The sequence below is a fragment of the Mycolicibacterium wolinskyi genome (genome assembly GCF_002101965.1).
Lineage (GTDB): Bacteria > Actinomycetota > Actinomycetes > Mycobacteriales > Mycobacteriaceae > Mycobacterium > Mycobacterium wolinskyi.
Map to the genome: position 1 here is coordinate 1 of NZ_LQQA01000029.1, position 14267 is coordinate 14267.

The window sequence follows — 14267 nt, forward strand, 5'->3', positions numbered from 1 at the left end:
GCCTCCCAGAACCGCTCCCGCACCCAATCTGCCAACCCGCCGCCCGGCGGTACACCACGACCACGAAACCCCGTCTGGAAACCCATAAAAGCAACACCCTTCGAATCAAGGTGTTGCAGCCACCACTTGAGTCTGAGCGGCGGGTCGCGGATGAAACCGCACCCTCAGCGCGAACGGCGCGAACGGCCCGGCAGACGGCGGCTCAGTGCTCGACGTGGTCGTCGAACAATTCGTGGCCCGTGCCCTTTTCGACCACGCGGCTCAACAGCTCACGCAGCGTCTTCTGCTCCTCGGCGGTGAGAACGCCGAACACCTTCTCGTGGGCGGCGATCGCATCGGCGACCACTGCCGCGGCGACCGAACGTCCCTCATCGGTGAGGAACGCCTGCAGGATGCGGCCGTGCTGGGGATTCTGCTTGCGCTCGACGAGCCCGCGCTTCTCGAGGGCGGTGAGGGCCAGCTGCACGCCCTGCGGGCTGATCAGCAGCCGGCGGGCCAGCTCGGCTCCGGACAGGCCGGGTTCGTTCGCCAGCTGTCTGAGCACACCAATCTGTGCGGTGCTCACGCCGTGGTCGCTGACCGCATCGTTGACGGTGGTCAGCGAGAAGTAGAAGGCCTGCTTGAGCAGCCACAGGATGTTGTCGGTGAGTTCCATGTCCGTCCCTTCACCACGACGGTATCGCGTGATCAGGCCGCTTTGTGCACTACGCCGTCCTTCATCACGAATGAGACGTCGAGTGTGGTGGAGATGTCTTCCGAGGGGTCACCGGGGACGGCGATGATGTCGGCGAGGTAGCCGGGCGCCAGCCGACCGAGTTCGTCGTCGGCGTCGATCAACTCGGCGGCAACCACGGTGGCCGCGCGGATCGCCTGCATCGGAGTCATCCCGCGCTCGACCAACGCGCACAGTTCCTTGGCGTTCTGGCCGTGCGGAATCGCCGGCGCGTCGGTACCGCACGCGATGCGGACGCCGGCCGCAATCGCCTTGGGCAGCATGGCTTTCGCACGCGGGAACACGTCGAGCGCCTTCTTGCGCAGTTCGGGTGCGATGCGGTCGATCGCCATGGCGTCGGTGAGGTAGGTGGTGGAGACCAGGAAGGTGCCGTGGTCGACCATCATCTGGATGGTCTCGTCGCTCGCGAGGAAGCCGTGTTCGATGCAGTCGATGCCGGCGCGGATGCAGGCCTGGATCGCGGTGTCACCCACGGCGTGCGCGGCCACCCGGACCCCGGCGCGGTGCGCCTCGTCGGCGATGGCCGCGAACTCGGCGTCGGAATACTGCTGGGCGCCCGGGGCGGTGCTGTGCGACATCACCCCGCCCGACGCGGACACCTTGATCAGTTTGGCCCCGTGCCGGATCTGGTAGCGCACGCACGCGATGACGTCGGGCACCCCGTCGGCGATGCCCTCGGCCACGGATAACGGCATGATCCCCGGCGCCAGCCGCTGGAACACCGTCGGGTCCAAGTGCCCGCCGTACGGTGTCACCGCGTGCCCGGCCGGATAGATGCGCGGCCCGGCGTGCCAGCCCTGATCGATCGCCCGCTGCAATGCGACGTCCAGCAGATATCCACCGGTCTTGACCATCAGCCCGAGGTTGCGCACGGTCGTGAATCCGGCGTCGAGCGTCGTACGCGCGTTGACCGCACCGCGCAGGGTGCGATACGCCGGATCGTCCTGCACGCCGTGCATGGGCGTGGGCAGCCCCTCGGGGCCACCCGGCCCGCCGATCAGCAGGTTGAGCTCCATGTCCATCAGGCCCGGTAGCAACGTGACGTCACCGAGGTCGATCACTGTCGAATCGGACGGCAGCTCTGGGGGATTCACCGCCGTGATGCGGTTGCGGTCGACCACGATGTCGGCCGGTGTGCACACCTGCCCGGCCTCTACGTCGGCCCACCGCGCGGCGCGCAGGACGACCGTCACGGCACGGGCTCGAAGTCGCAGTCCAGCCAGGTGGCACCGGAATCGGGGACCCGCGGCTGCTTCCAGCACTCCACCGGGAACGACACGGTGATCATCGAATACAGCATGTGCATGAGCGCCAGGACGTCGTCGGGCAGATCGTCGAGGGGGAACTTGTCGCAGTACGCGATAGCTTCCTCGGCGCGCGCGGTGATCGCGTCGTAGAACGCCTGCATCTCCGTCATCGAGCTGGCCAACCGTTTGGCGTAGCGCTGTCGTTCGGTGGACAGGCACCACTCCGAATACGGTTCGAGGTCGGCGAATTCGGTTGGCAGCACGGCGCTCACACCCCCACCGCCGATATGCGGTTCTGGTAGTCGGCTATCCACGCCGCGGTCTCCTTGTGCAGGTGCCGCAGCAGGATCTCCTGATCGTTGAGCACGAACTCGGAGATTGCGCGCGACTCGATCATCGTCTGGGTGGCCTCGAGCGTGTTGGCGTCCTGCAAGCCGTATTCCTTGAAGGAGGCAGCCGCCAACTCCTGGGCGATGCGCTCGCGCGGGGTGCGCGGCTGCGGGAAGTACAGCGTGCCTTCGAAGACGTGTGTGTTGTACGACGTCGGCCAGTAGTGGTAGGTGAGATACCAGCCCTGGCCCCAGAACAACATCACGAAGTTCGGGAACAGCTGGAACGAATCCAGGCCCCACGGATCGCATTTCGCCGGGTTCAGGCCTTCGGGCATGGGCCCGAGATCGGGTTTGTCCCACGGGCCGAAAAGCCCGCTCTGGCAGATGTCTTCGATCGGCTTGCGCATCTCGGCCGACATCTCCCAGGCTCGCACGCCCGATGTGCTGACGAGCCGGTGCGGGCCTTCGAGGCGATAGTGCGGTGCCTCGAATCCGGCCTCGGCCGCGGCCTTCGAATACGCGGTCGGTGACTGGTTCGCATGCAGTACCGGTGCGTGGTAGAACTCCTGGAACGCGTCCATGTAGAGCTTCCAGTTCGCGTTGACCTCGGAGCGGTAGTGCCAGCGTGAGGTCAGCTTGTCGAACGGATAGCCTTCCAGCCCAACGATCATCGGCCCGAGGAACTCACGCAGCGACTGATCGGGAGTCTTGGCGAAGTTGACGAAGATGAACCCTTCCCACACGTCGCAGTGCACTTCCACCAAGCCGTAGCGGGATTTGTCGAGGTCGAAGAACTCCTCTTCCTGCTGCACGAACGTCAGGTTGCCGTCGAGGTCATAGCGCCAGGCGTGGTACTTGCAGGTGAACTGGCGGCACACGCCGCGGGTCTCCTCGCGCGGCATGTCGTTCCACACCAGTTTGTTCCCGCGGTGGCGACAGACGTTGTGGAAGGCTTTGATTTCGCCAGAGGCGGTGCGCACCAGGATGATCGACGTCTTGACAACCGGGAGTTCCTTGGTGAAGTAGCTGCCCTTGCGTGGCAGCTGTTCGACGCGGCCGACGTTGAGCCAGGCCCGTTTGAAGATCGCCTCGCGCTCGAGCTCGTAGATCTCCGGGCTGATCGAGTCCTCGTAGGACACCGGGCCGGTGCCCAACTCGGGGTAATGCTCGGTCCAACTGCCTTCTGGCGGCTTGGGGAAACGTGGCATCGCTACTCCTGTCCCGATGACTTGGGCCGACCGTATCGGCTCATCCCGATAATGACAAGTAGTTGATAATGCATGCTGTCACCGCCCATACTGGAAGGACGACGGCGGGAGGATCCGGATGGATCAACATCTGGGGGAGTACATCGGCATCGAGGCCGACTGGTCGCTCGACGGTGGCCACCCGCACCAGATCGAGGTGGTGTCACCGCACACCGAGCAGCCCATCGCCCGGGTGGCGGCGTCGCTGCCTGCCGACGTCGACGCGGCCGTGGCGGCCGCACGCGCGGCCGTCGATCGGGGACCATGGCCGCGGCTTCCACCCGACGAGCGCATAGCCGCGCTGCGACGCCTGGCCGACTTGTATTCGCAGCGACGTGAGCAGATGGCCCAGCTCATCTCCGCGGAGATCGGTGCGCCGATCAGCTTCGCCAAGCGTGCCCAGGTCGGCTTGCCGACCATGATGATGTCGGCGTTCTGCGATGTCGCCGAGGCCTACCCGTGGCAGGAGGCGCGGCCGGGCTTCTTCGGTGCCGACGTGCGCATTCGCCGGGAACCGGTCGGTGTTGTCGCGGCCATCGTGCCGTGGAACATGCCGCAGTTCCTGATCATGACGAAGCTCGTGCCCGCGCTGCTCGCGGGATGCGCCGTCGTGCTGAAGCCTGCGCCGGAGTCGCCGCTCGACGCGCTGCTGCTCGCCGAGATGATCGAGCAGATCGGGCTGCCGGACGGTGTCGTCACCGTCGTGCCGGGTGACGCGGCCGTCGGTGCGCACCTGGCAAGCCATCGCGGCGTGGACAAGGTTTCGTTCACCGGGTCGAGCAGCGCGGGCCGTGCGGTCGCCACGGCATGTGCGGCCAATCTGACAAGGGTCAGCCTTGAGCTCGGCGGCAAGTCCGCCGCGATCGTTCTCGGCGACGCCGATCCCGAGACGGTGGCCGCCGGGGTGCGCTCGGCGAGCCTGTCCAACAGTGGGCAAATCTGCAACGCCCTGACCCGCATCGTCGTGCCTGCCGCGCGGGAGGAGGAGTTTGTCGACGCCCTTGCGGCTCGGATGTCGGCGCTCAAAGTGGGCGATCCCGCGGATCCGGCCACCGAACTCGGCCCACTGGTGTCCCGCAGGCAACAGCAGCGTGTCCGCGACTACATCGAACTCGGCCGGCGCGAGGGTGCCCGCCTGGTGATCGGCGGAACCGACCTGCCGACGGGAGTCGACACCGGGTGGTACGTGCAGCCGACGTTGTTCGCCGCTGCGGACAACTCGATGCGCATCGCCCGTGATGAGATTTTTGGTCCCGTGCTGACCGTCATCCCGTATGAGGACGAGCGCGACGCCATCGCGATCGCCAACGATTCCGACTACGGGCTGGCCGGGTCGGTGTGGACCGCCGACACCGATCGCGGGATACGAATCGCCGAACAGGTGAGAACCGGCACCTTTGGGGTAAACCAGGGGTACACAATGGATCCGTTCGCACCGTTCGGCGGTGTCAAGGACAGCGGCTACGGCCGTGAGCTCGGCCGCGAAGGTCTCGACGGCTACGTGGAGACCAAGTCCATCGCCGTCGCCGGTTGAACGAGAGGGAGACCATGACCGCAATAGCTTCGCACCGGACACCGGCCGCCGAACGCATCGCCGTTCGCTGCGTCGATTCCGACGTGCATCCCGTGCCGCGCCGCGGTGTGCTCGGCGAATACATCCCCGAGCCCTGGCGCAGCAGGTATTTCGGCACGCACGACGTCGGTGAGCTGATCTACTACGACGCTCCCGACTACGCCCACGCCTACGCGATGCGCACCGATACGTTCCCATCCGACGGCGAATTCGCGGGCAGCGATCCCGATCTCGCGTTCCGACAGTTGATCATGGAAGCCGGGGCCGACATCGCGATCCTTGAGCCCGCGGCGTATTCGGCGCACATTCCCGAGGCCAACCACGCCATGAACTGCGCGCTCAACGATTGGCAGGCCAATCACTGGCTCGACAGTCACAACAACTGGCACGAGCGGTGGCGCGGATCGATCTGCCTTGCGGTCGAAGCCCCCGAGCTCGGGGCACAGGAGATCGAGCGGTGGGCCGGCCACCCGTACATGGCCCAGATCCTGATCAAGGCCGAGCCGCGTCCGTCGTGGGGCGACCCGAAATACGACCCGCTGTGGGCCGCGGCCACCAAACACGACATCACCGTGAGCTGTCACCTGTCGCGCGGCGAATACGACGAACTTCCGCTCCCGCCAGTGGGTTTGCCGAGCTACAACCACGACTTCATGGTCACCTACTCGCTGCTGGCGGCCAATCAGGTGATGAGCCTGATCTTCGACGGCGTGTTCGACCGGTTCCCGACGCTGCGGATCGTGTTCGTCGAGCACGCGTTCACCTGGATCCTGCCGCTCATGTGGCGTATGGACGCGATCTATGAGGCGCGCAAGTCGTGGATGGACATCAAGCGCAAACCCAGCGAGTACGTCAAGGACCACATCAAGTTCACCACCCAGCCCCTCGACTATCCCGAGGACAAGACCGAACTGTCGCGGGCCTTCGAATGGATGGAGTGCGACAAGATCCTGTTGTTCTCATCCGACTACCCGCACTGGACCTTCGACGATCCGCGCTGGCTCGTCAAACACCTGCCGGAACGCGCGCGCGAAAATGTCATGTTCCGCAACGGAATCGAGACTTACAAGCTGCCGGAGACCGTACCGGTGCTCGAAGGGCAGGTGCGAGTCTTCTAGGGCAGCTTGATAGCTGACACGTACATGTCGACGATCGGCCGATAGAGGTCGACGTCGTCGAGTTCGCTGCCCAACACCACTGAGTCGCTCGTGGCGATGAGGACCTGAGCGAACGTCTTGGGCGGTATCAGCAGCGTGCCGCCGAGGCGATCGATGCCGTCGACGATGAACTTCGCCAGCGCGTCGACCACCTCTGAGCGCTTGGCGGCGACGCGTTCCCGCGATTCCGGGTTTCTCCGGAGGTAGAGCGTGAACTCATGTCCGAGGGCGGCGTGTTCGGCCCCGCGGTCCTGGCTCAATTCGCGCCAGCGCTTGGCGATCTCGTCGCGTTCGCGTGCGCCGACCTGCTTCGCGCTCGACATCACGTCGGCGAAGTTGTCGAAATACCGGCGCCAATACCGGTCGCTCACCGCCAGGAACAGGTCTTCCTTGGTGGCGAAGTGCTTGTAGATGGCACCCTTGGTGTAACCGGCGGCGCGTGCGATGTCGTCGAGAGTGGCTGGCGCGAAACCCTTTTCGGCGAACACCTCCTCGGCGGCGTCGAGCAGCACTGAGCGCGTGTGCTCCATGCGTTTCTCTCGGGTCCACCGCTCGACCATGACTGAAATTCTTCCACAGAATCTCAGATACCTATTGGTTACTGAGATACCGATTGGTATATTTTCGGCGAACCGCCACGAGAGCGAACTTCAGGAGGCGTCGTGAGCGATCTGTCCAAGAAACCTGCCGTCACTGAATCGATCGCCGGAATCGCCGACCTGGAGAAGCAAGGCCCGTCGTCGGCGAACGCGTACAAGATCTGGGCGACCGTTGGCCTGGCCTTCCTGGTGCTGACGCTGTATGTCGCCATCCGGTGGGTCACCGGCCCCTATTTCGAGCCGGTGTCGAGCGGCCCGAGCGAACCACCGCTGTACATGAAGATCCCACTGATCGCGAACGCCGTCGTGCTCTGGATCGGCTTGCCGTTTGCCTTGTGGTTCTTCCTCATTCGGCCCTGGGTGCGCGAGAGGCGCATCACGCTCGACGGCATGCTGCTGGTGTCGATGGGCCTGATGATGTTCCAGGACCCGATGCTCAACTACTACAGCACCTGGTGCACGTACAACGCGTGGCTGTTCAACCAAGGTTCGTGGGCACCGTACATCCCGGGCTGGGTGGCGCACGAGGAACCGGGGCACACGGTGCCCGAACCGATACTGACCAACATCCCCGGCTACGCGTACGGCGTCTTGCTGCTCACCATCGTCGGGTGCTGGATCATGCGAAAGATCAAGAACCGGTGGCCCGGGATCAGCAACCTGCGGCTGGTGTTGGTCACCTACGCGATCGCGTTCGTATTCGACTTCATCATGGAGGCGCTCATCCTCCTGCCGATCGGCTTCTACTCCTACCCCGGCGCCATTCAGTCGTTGTCGTTCAACGCGGGCACTTACTACCAATGGCCCATCTACGAGGGGCTGATGTGGGGTGGCGTCCAGACGGCGCTGGTCTGCCTGCGCTTCTTCACCGATGACCGGGGCCGCACCGTCGTCGAACGCGGAATCGACCGCGTCCGCGGCGGATTCGTCAAACAACAGTTCATCCGGTTCCTGGCGGTCTTCGGCGGTGTCAGCGCGTGCTTCTTCCTGTTCTACAACGTGCCGGCGACCTGGCTGGGCATGCAGGGCGACGCGTGGCCGGAGGACGTGCAGAAGCGTTCGTACTTCAACCCCGGCATCTGTGGCGAGGGCACCGACCGGCCGTGCCCGAACCCTGACCTTCCCGTACCGACCCACCGTTCGGGGTACGTCAACCACGAAGGTGAACTGGTCCTGCCGGATGGGGCGACCATCCCGCCCGTCGTGCCCATCCAGCGGGCGAACACCGATGACGGTCAGTAAGTTTCGGCCGATCACCGAACCGGGCGTATCGGCGCCGTTCTACCGAGCGGTCGGTGACGAGGTCGAGGTGTTCCGGGCAGCGGCTCGCCGCGGTCTGCCGGTGTTGCTGAAGGGGCCGACGGGGTGCGGAAAGACCCGCTTCGTCGAGGCGATGGCGCATGACCTCGGTCGGGAGCTGATCACCGTCGCGGGTCACGAGGACATGACGTCGGCGGATCTGGTGGGCCGCTTCCTGCTCAAGGGTGGCGAGACCGTCTGGGTCGACGGCCCGTTGACGAGAGCGGTTCGCGAGGGTGCCATCTGCTACCTCGACGAGATCGTCGAAGCACGCCAGGACACCACCGTCGTCATCCATCCCCTGGCCGATCACCGTCGCGAACTGCCCATCGACCGGCTCGGTACCACTTTGTCGGCGGCACCGGGATTCCAACTGGTGATCTCGTACAACCCCGGTTACCAGAGCATCCTGAAGAGCCTCAAAGACTCGACCCGTCAACGCTTCGTCGCGATCAGCCTCGATTTCCCGGCTGCGGAGATCGAGACCGAAGTGGTCGCCCGCGAGGCCGGGATCGACGAATCGACTGCTGAGTCGCTCGTCGCGCTCGGAAACGCGATCCGGACGCTGGACCGCTCGGCGCTCAGCGAGGTGGCCTCCACCCGCATGCTCATACTCGCCGGCGGGCTCGTCGCCGAAGGACTGAGCCTGCGCGGCGCTGTCCAGTCCGCCGTAGTTGAGGTGCTGTCCGATCTGAGCTCGCGGATGGACGAACTGTTCTTGTCCGCCCTCGCCGAACTGGCTGCGCCGCAACGGCGGTGAAGTCAGCGCTTCGCCAACACCCAGTTCAGGAACTTCTCGACGGCATCGGCGGTGTAGTGGCCGTGGGGTGAGCCGAAGAAGTCGAATGCGTGCTGTGCGTGCGGGATCTCGGCGTAGACGACGGGCGACGTGGACGCGTCGCGTAGTGCTTTCGCGAACTCCCGGCCCTCACCGACGGGGATGAGTGAGTCGTTGACGCCGTGGAGGATGAAAAACGGTGGGGCATCGGGGCGTACCAACGTGATGGGCGACGCGTCGCGGTACACCTGCTGATTGCCCGAGAGCGGCAGCTTCACGATGAGCCGTTGCAGGATCTCCATGAACTCTGAGCGCCCGGTTCCGCTGGTGCTGAACCAGTCATAGCGACCGTAGACCGGCACCGCGGCGACCACCGAGGTATCGGCGTCCTCGAATCCCGGCTGCCACTTGGGATCGTTGGGGGTCAGCGCCGCCAAGGCGGTCAGATGTCCACCTGCCGATCCGCCCGTGATGCAAACCGACTCGGGATCGCCGCCGTACGACGCGATGTTGTCCTTGACCCAGGCCAGTGCCCGCTTGACGTCGACGATGTGATCGGGCCACGGGTGGCGTGGGCTGATCCGGTACCCGATCGACACGCAGATCCAGCCTTGCTCGGCGAGGTGGCTCATCAGCGGATAGGACTGCGGGCGGCGCATCCCGATCATCCAGGCGCCGCCGGGTACCTGCAGGAGCACCGGCGCCTTGCCGTCGCGCGGCAGGTCGGTCCGCATCCAGATGTCGGCCAGGTTCGCCCGGTGCGGGCCGTAATGCACGGTCTTCTGCGCGTAGCGGCGCCTGCTCCACGACGTGGACCACACCTCGCCGCGCCGCAGTGGCCGCGGTGCCACCGCGTAGTCGGCACCGAGCGCGGTGCGCAGCGGATCCTCGAAATACGGTTGCGAGGCCAACCCGCGACGATGGATGAGATACAACAAAGCCCAGGAAATCGCCTTGAGCGCCAATGAGATCCGGCCCTGTGCAGACCGGTAGTCGCCGCGGATACCGCGACGCAGGGCGTCGACAACCGACACCGTCGTGATCAGTGGTGCGTTTTCCGACGTCGGCCAGCCGAACGCGAAGGCCGCGACGGTGGTGTAGCCCTTGCGGCCGAGCGGCTTCACCGCGTTGACCGCGTTGAGCAACTCCGCGGCCGCAGACAGCAGTGGTCTAGCCATCGACCCGGTCCTGCAGTTCGCGGCGCGCGATCTTGCCGGTGCTGTTGCGGGGCAGTTCATCGAGAACGGTGATCTCGCGTGGCACTTTGTAATTGGCGAGGTTTTCCCGCACGTGGGCCTTGAGCGCGTCGACCGTGACCGCACCGGACAGCACGACGAACGCCGCCAACCGCTGCCCGAACTGCTCGTCGTCGACGCCGATCACCGCGGCCTCGGCAACCTCGGGATGGCCGGCGAGAACCTTCTCGACCTCGATGGGATATACGTTCTCGCCGCCCGAGACGATCATCTCGTCGTCGCGGCCCACCACGAACAGCCGGCCGGCCTCATCGAGATATCCGACGTCGCCCGAGCACATGTAGCCGTCGTGGAAATCTCTCGTCGTACCCGAGGTGTATCCGTCGAACTGCGTCGAGTTACGCACGTAGATCGTGCCCACCTCCCCGGTCGGGACCTCGCGGAGATCGGGATCCAGGATCCGGATATCGGTGCCCTCGGCGGGTTTTCCCGCGGTATCGGGCGCGGCCCGCAGATCGGCAGGCGTCGCCGTGGCGATCATCCCGGCTTCGGTCGCGTTGTAGTTGTTGTAGATGACGTCGCCGAAGCGGTCCATGAACTTGATGACCACATCGGGACGCATGCGCGACCCTGACGCGGCGGCGAACCGCAGCGACCGGCCGTCGTAGCGGCGCAGCACGTTGTCGGGCAGTTCCATGATCCGGTCGAACATCACCGGAACCACACACAACCCGGTGGCGCGGTGCCGGTCTACGAGCTCGAGCGTGGCCTCCGGGTCGAACTTGCGCCTGGTGATGATCGTGCAGGCCATCGACGCCGCGAACGCCAACTGGGAGAAGCCCCACGCATGGAACATCGGCGCCACGATGACGACGGGCTCCTCGGCGCGCCACGGCGTGCGGTCCAGAATCGACTTGAGCACTTCGGGACCACCGCCGGAATGCTTGGCGCCCTTGGGTGTTCCGGTTGTGCCCGAGGTCAGCAGGATGACGCGGCTCTTCTCGGACGCCCGGCGCGGCTGCTTGCCCGCGAACTGCTCGACGAGTTTGGCGACGGTCTTCTCGTGTGCACGGGTGTCGGTCCAGGCGACGATCCGGGCCGTGTCCGGATGCCCGGCAAGTGCTTGATCGACAGTTCCGGTGAACTCCTCGTCGTAGATGACGGCGTCGACCTTCTCTCGGCTCATCACCTCGGCCATGGCCGGTCCGGCGAATGAGGTGTTGAGCAGCAGTACGTCAGCGCCGATGCGGTTGGCGGCGATCAACGACAGCACGAACCCACGATGATTGCGCGCCATGATCCCCAGCACGTGCGGTGCACCACCCGGCAGCGCCTGCAGTCCGGCGGCCAACGCGTCGGCCTGTTGGTCGATCTGGCGCCACGTGAGCGTGCCGAGTTCGTCGACGAGACCCGGCTGATCCGGGCACCGCTGGGCCGCGCTCGCGAAACCCGATGTGACGCCCATGTTCTCGCGGGCCATCGCCGCGGCGATCCGCAGATACTTGTCGGGCCGCATCACCGCGATCAAGCCGGCCCGGCGCATGGTGGTGGCCAGGCCGACGGCGTCGGTCAGGCGGTCGAGCGGGCCCACCGCGGATCAGCCGATCACCGGGAAGCGGCGTTCTTCCGCGAGCTCGTCCAGCGCCCGCTGCATCACATGGCGGACATGTGCGTCGACCTCGTCGATGTCGGGGTTCTCACCGAACTCGGTGACGATGTCGACCGGCGGAAGTGTCTTCATCACGATCTTGGTGGGCAACGGCACGTTGAGCGGCACGACCGCGGACAACCCGAACGGAAAACCGAACGACAGCGGCACGATCTTGGTGCGGGCCATCCGGGCGATCGGGCCCAGCGCCTTGGCCACCGCGGTGCCGCGGGACAGGAAGAGCTGGGCTTCCTGTCCTCCTATCCCGACCATCGGAACGATCGGCACACCGGCATTGAGTGCGGCTTTGACGTATCCGGTGCGGCCGTCGAAGTCGATCTTGTTGGCCGCCAGGGTGGGCCGGTAGACGTCGAAGTCGCCGCCGGGAAATACGACTACCACGCCGCCCGAGCGCAGCGCCTCGTCGGCGTTCTCGTGGTTGGCGCGGATGAATCCGGTCTTCTTGAAGAAGTCCGCGGTGGGCCCCGTCATCAGCATGTCGTGGCTCAGCGTGTACACCGGGCGGCCGTACCCGAACTTCTCGTAGAAGCCCGTCGCGAACACCGGCACGTCCATCGGGAACAGCCCGCCCGAGTGATTCGACACCACGAGGGCGCCGCCGTTGGGGAAGGTTTCCAGGCCGCGCACCTCCGCGCGGTGGTAGCCCTTGATCAGCGGCCGCAGCCAGCCCATGACCTTCTCGGTCAGGCCCGGGTCCCACTTGGTGATCTCGGACGGATCGATGTCGGTGGCGGCCACAAGTCCCCCTGATACGAATTGAAACGTGTTCTAGTTTTGCAGTGTACCCAGGTAACGCTCGAACTTTCACAAAACCGCAGGTTGCTATGGGTGCTATTGGTCAAGCGGATGGCGCCAGCGCAATCGACGGAAGCGGGCAAACCCACGGTCAGCGCTGAGCCACGTGGCGTTGTTCTCAAGTGCGTAGGCGGCGACGTACGCGTCCTGGACATCGTTGCCACGTGCCGCAATGTCTTCGCAGAGTTGCCGGAACAGCTGCCAATGCCGCTCGCCGCTGCGCAAAGTGAGTGCCGCGGGTGCCGCGACGAGCGCGTCGATCGCCTCCCATGCTTGCTGTGGATCTGTGGGCTCGGTGAAGACACGGCGATTGGTGATCACGCGGTGAAACCCGCTGAGCACGATGTCGGGCAACCCAAGTGGCTCATCGCCGTTGGCGATCCGCTCGAGCAGTGACCGGTAGTCGGCGTGCTCCGGTAGGTCGGGTCGATGGGCGTAGACGAGGACGTTGACGTCAACGCAAAGCATCGAACGATGCGCTCTCGTCCATTGCCTCGGCGACGGTGCTGTTGAAGGCGATGTCGATACCTGGCCGAAGCCCGCCGGAGCCCCTCGGTCGGACGGCGTAGGGAGGCCGGTCTTGGTGCGCGGCCGGCTCGAGCCCACGTCGCACCGCATCCTCCAGAACAGCCGCGACTGTTCGCCCGGAGCGCGCCGCGCGAGCCTTCACCTCACGGTAGAGCTCGTCGTCGATCCGGATGGTGGTGCGCATGCTGTCATATTAGCTTCAGCACCAGGCATAAAGATGCCTGGTTGACCTGAACTGCCGTTGAGGTCGCACGATGGTGCGCATGGCAACCGACCTCACCGCATACTTCGCGCGGATCGGCTTCGCGGGACCGGCGCGCACCGACCTCGACACGTTGCGTGCAATCGTGGCCGCGCACAACCGGTCCATCCCGTTCGAAAACCTCGACCCGCTGCTGGGCATACCGGTGGTCGACCTGAGTTACGGGGCGCTGCACGACAAGCTCGTCGACCGCCGCCGCGGCGGATACTGCTACGAGCACAACGGCCTGCTGGGCTACGTGCTGGAACAGCTCGGGTTCGGGGTCGATCGCCTGGCCGGCCGCGTGGTGTGGATGAAAGAGCCTGACGCGCCGCTTCCCGCACAGACCCACAACGTCCTCGCCGTGACGGTGCCCGGCGAGGACGAGCGCTACCTGGTGGACGTCGGATTCGGCGGTCAGACACTGTCCTCGCCGATCCGGTTGGCGGCCGGACCGGTCCAGGAAACGCGCCACGAGCCGTATCAGCTCCTCGAACACGGCGACGGGCTCGTGCTGCAGGCGCAGATCCGCGGCGACTGGAAGCCGCTGTACACGTTCACCACCGAACCCCGCCCGCGCATCGATCTCGAAGTCGGGAGTTGGTACGTGTCAACGTATCCCGAGTCGATCTTCGTCGTCGGACTTACGGCCGCCCTGATCACCGACGACGCCAGGATCAACCTACGTGGTCGCAATCTGGCCATCCACAGCCGCGGTGAGACCGAGCGGGTGCGCTTCGACACCGCCGGCCAGGTGCTCGACGCGCTCGAAGGCCGATTCGGGATCGATCTGACCGACCTCGGTGCGCACGTCGACCTCAAGGCCCGCGTCGACGAGGTGCTCGACACCTGAGACAGACAGCAGGAAAAGTC

At 65.4% G+C, this 14267-nt stretch carries 15 protein-coding genes; 5 read left to right on the forward strand and 10 right to left on the reverse strand.

Annotated elements, in window-relative coordinates; genetic code table 11:
- Positions 1-202: 202 nt before the first annotated feature.
- The 4 genes from AWC31_RS21285 to AWC31_RS21300 are packed head-to-tail and all read right to left on the reverse strand — an operon-like array spanning position 203 to position 3520.
- Positions 203-655 carry a MarR family winged helix-turn-helix transcriptional regulator gene (locus tag AWC31_RS21285; RefSeq protein WP_067848479.1) on the reverse strand — a complete coding sequence of 151 codons (453 nt, stop codon included), beginning with the start codon at positions 653-655 and terminating at the stop codon, positions 203-205.
- A 32-nt stretch (positions 656-687) separates the two neighbouring features.
- Positions 688-1926 carry a metal-dependent hydrolase family protein gene (locus tag AWC31_RS21290; protein WP_085145984.1) on the reverse strand — a complete coding sequence of 413 codons (1239 nt, stop codon included), beginning with the start codon at positions 1924-1926 and terminating at the stop codon, positions 688-690.
- The gene (locus AWC31_RS21295) at positions 1923-2252 is read right to left on the reverse strand and encodes a hypothetical protein (RefSeq protein ID WP_067848473.1); all 330 of its coding nucleotides are present in this window, start codon (positions 2250-2252) and stop codon (positions 1923-1925) included. The genes AWC31_RS21290 and AWC31_RS21295 overlap by 4 nt, the downstream gene beginning before the upstream one ends.
- The gene (locus AWC31_RS21300) at positions 2249-3520 is read right to left on the reverse strand and encodes an aromatic ring-hydroxylating oxygenase subunit alpha (RefSeq protein ID WP_085145985.1); all 1272 of its coding nucleotides are present in this window, start codon (positions 3518-3520) and stop codon (positions 2249-2251) included. Before AWC31_RS21300 ends, AWC31_RS21295 begins: the two co-directional genes overlap by 4 nt.
- A 118-nt stretch (positions 3521-3638) precedes the next feature.
- Here AWC31_RS21300 and AWC31_RS21305 point away from each other — a divergent pair, with 118 nt between their 5' ends.
- Both AWC31_RS21305 and AWC31_RS21310 read left to right on the forward strand, forming a co-directional pair.
- The gene (locus tag AWC31_RS21305; RefSeq protein WP_085145986.1) at positions 3639-5093 is read left to right on the forward strand and encodes an aldehyde dehydrogenase; all 1455 of its coding nucleotides are present in this window, start codon (positions 3639-3641) and stop codon (positions 5091-5093) included.
- Positions 5094-5107: 14 nt separating this feature from the next.
- On the forward strand, positions 5108-6250 hold the full coding sequence (locus AWC31_RS21310) for an amidohydrolase family protein (RefSeq protein WP_085145987.1): 1143 nt from the start codon (positions 5108-5110) through the stop codon (positions 6248-6250).
- On the opposite strand, the gene AWC31_RS21315 is transcribed toward AWC31_RS21310, so the two are convergent.
- Positions 6247-6849 carry a TetR/AcrR family transcriptional regulator gene (locus tag AWC31_RS21315; RefSeq protein WP_085145988.1) on the reverse strand — a complete coding sequence of 201 codons (603 nt, stop codon included), beginning with the start codon at positions 6847-6849 and terminating at the stop codon, positions 6247-6249. The genes AWC31_RS21310 and AWC31_RS21315 overlap by 4 nt on opposite strands.
- Before the next feature lie 102 nt (positions 6850-6951).
- Between AWC31_RS21315 and AWC31_RS21320 the strand changes: the two genes are divergently transcribed.
- Together AWC31_RS21320 and AWC31_RS21325 are read left to right on the forward strand one after the other, a co-directional pair.
- Positions 6952-8130, forward strand: coding sequence for a spirocyclase AveC family protein (locus AWC31_RS21320; RefSeq protein WP_085145989.1), 1179 nt, complete (start codon positions 6952-6954; stop codon positions 8128-8130).
- Positions 8117-8947 carry a CbbQ/NirQ/NorQ/GpvN family protein gene (locus AWC31_RS21325; protein WP_085145990.1) on the forward strand — a complete coding sequence of 277 codons (831 nt, stop codon included), beginning with the start codon at positions 8117-8119 and terminating at the stop codon, positions 8945-8947. Before AWC31_RS21320 ends, AWC31_RS21325 begins: the two co-directional genes overlap by 14 nt.
- 2 nt (positions 8948-8949) lie before the next feature.
- On the opposite strand, the gene AWC31_RS21330 is transcribed toward AWC31_RS21325, so the two are convergent.
- The 5 genes from AWC31_RS21330 to AWC31_RS21350 all read right to left on the reverse strand — a co-directional run bounded on the left by AWC31_RS21330 (position 8950) and on the right by AWC31_RS21350 (position 13337).
- Positions 8950-10143, reverse strand: coding sequence for an alpha/beta hydrolase (locus AWC31_RS21330; protein WP_085145991.1), 1194 nt, complete (start codon positions 10141-10143; stop codon positions 8950-8952).
- Positions 10136-11752, reverse strand: coding sequence for an acyl-CoA ligase FadD12 (gene fadD12, locus AWC31_RS21335; RefSeq protein WP_085145992.1), 1617 nt, complete (start codon positions 11750-11752; stop codon positions 10136-10138). The genes AWC31_RS21330 and fadD12 overlap by 8 nt, the downstream gene beginning before the upstream one ends.
- Before the next feature lie 6 nt (positions 11753-11758).
- A complete protein-coding gene (locus AWC31_RS21340; RefSeq protein ID WP_085145993.1) occupies positions 11759-12568 on the reverse strand; it encodes a 1-acyl-sn-glycerol-3-phosphate acyltransferase in 810 nt (269 codons plus the stop codon).
- 93 nt (positions 12569-12661) lie between these two features.
- The gene (locus AWC31_RS21345; protein WP_085145994.1) at positions 12662-13093 is read right to left on the reverse strand and encodes a type II toxin-antitoxin system VapC family toxin; all 432 of its coding nucleotides are present in this window, start codon (positions 13091-13093) and stop codon (positions 12662-12664) included.
- Complete coding sequence (locus tag AWC31_RS21350) at positions 13080-13337, reverse strand: ribbon-helix-helix protein, CopG family (RefSeq protein WP_085145995.1); 258 nt, start codon at positions 13335-13337, stop codon at positions 13080-13082. The genes AWC31_RS21345 and AWC31_RS21350 overlap by 14 nt, the downstream gene beginning before the upstream one ends.
- 79 nt (positions 13338-13416) lie before the next feature.
- Here AWC31_RS21350 and AWC31_RS21355 point away from each other — a divergent pair, with 79 nt between their 5' ends.
- Positions 13417-14247, forward strand: a complete 831-nt coding sequence (locus tag AWC31_RS21355; protein WP_165766016.1) for an arylamine N-acetyltransferase family protein — start codon at positions 13417-13419, stop codon at positions 14245-14247.
- Positions 14248-14267: the final 20 nt, after the last annotated feature.

What these genes read in the sequence shown, in the direction of transcription:
- AWC31_RS21285 (WP_067848479.1), bottom strand. Translation starts at nt 655, where the DNA reads ATGGAACTCACCGACAACATCCTGTGGCTGCTCAAGCAGGCCTTCTAC.
- AWC31_RS21300 (WP_085145985.1), bottom strand. Translation starts at nt 3,520, where the DNA reads ATGCCACGTTTCCCCAAGCCGCCAGAAGGCAGTTGGACCGAGCATTAC.
- AWC31_RS21305 (WP_085145986.1), top strand. Translation starts at nt 3,639, where the DNA reads ATGGATCAACATCTGGGGGAGTACATCGGCATCGAGGCCGACTGGTCG.
- AWC31_RS21310 (WP_085145987.1), top strand. Translation starts at nt 5,108, where the DNA reads ATGACCGCAATAGCTTCGCACCGGACACCGGCCGCCGAACGCATCGCC.
- AWC31_RS21315 (WP_085145988.1), bottom strand. Translation starts at nt 6,849, where the DNA reads ATGGTCGAGCGGTGGACCCGAGAGAAACGCATGGAGCACACGCGCTCA.
- AWC31_RS21325 (WP_085145990.1), top strand. Translation starts at nt 8,117, where the DNA reads ATGACGGTCAGTAAGTTTCGGCCGATCACCGAACCGGGCGTATCGGCG.
- AWC31_RS21330 (WP_085145991.1), bottom strand. Translation starts at nt 10,143, where the DNA reads ATGGCTAGACCACTGCTGTCTGCGGCCGCGGAGTTGCTCAACGCGGTC.
- AWC31_RS21345 (WP_085145994.1), bottom strand. Translation starts at nt 13,093, where the DNA reads ATGCTTTGCGTTGACGTCAACGTCCTCGTCTACGCCCATCGACCCGAC.
- AWC31_RS21350 (WP_085145995.1), bottom strand. Translation starts at nt 13,337, where the DNA reads ATGCGCACCACCATCCGGATCGACGACGAGCTCTACCGTGAGGTGAAG.
- AWC31_RS21355 (WP_165766016.1), top strand. Translation starts at nt 13,417, where the DNA reads ATGGCAACCGACCTCACCGCATACTTCGCGCGGATCGGCTTCGCGGGA.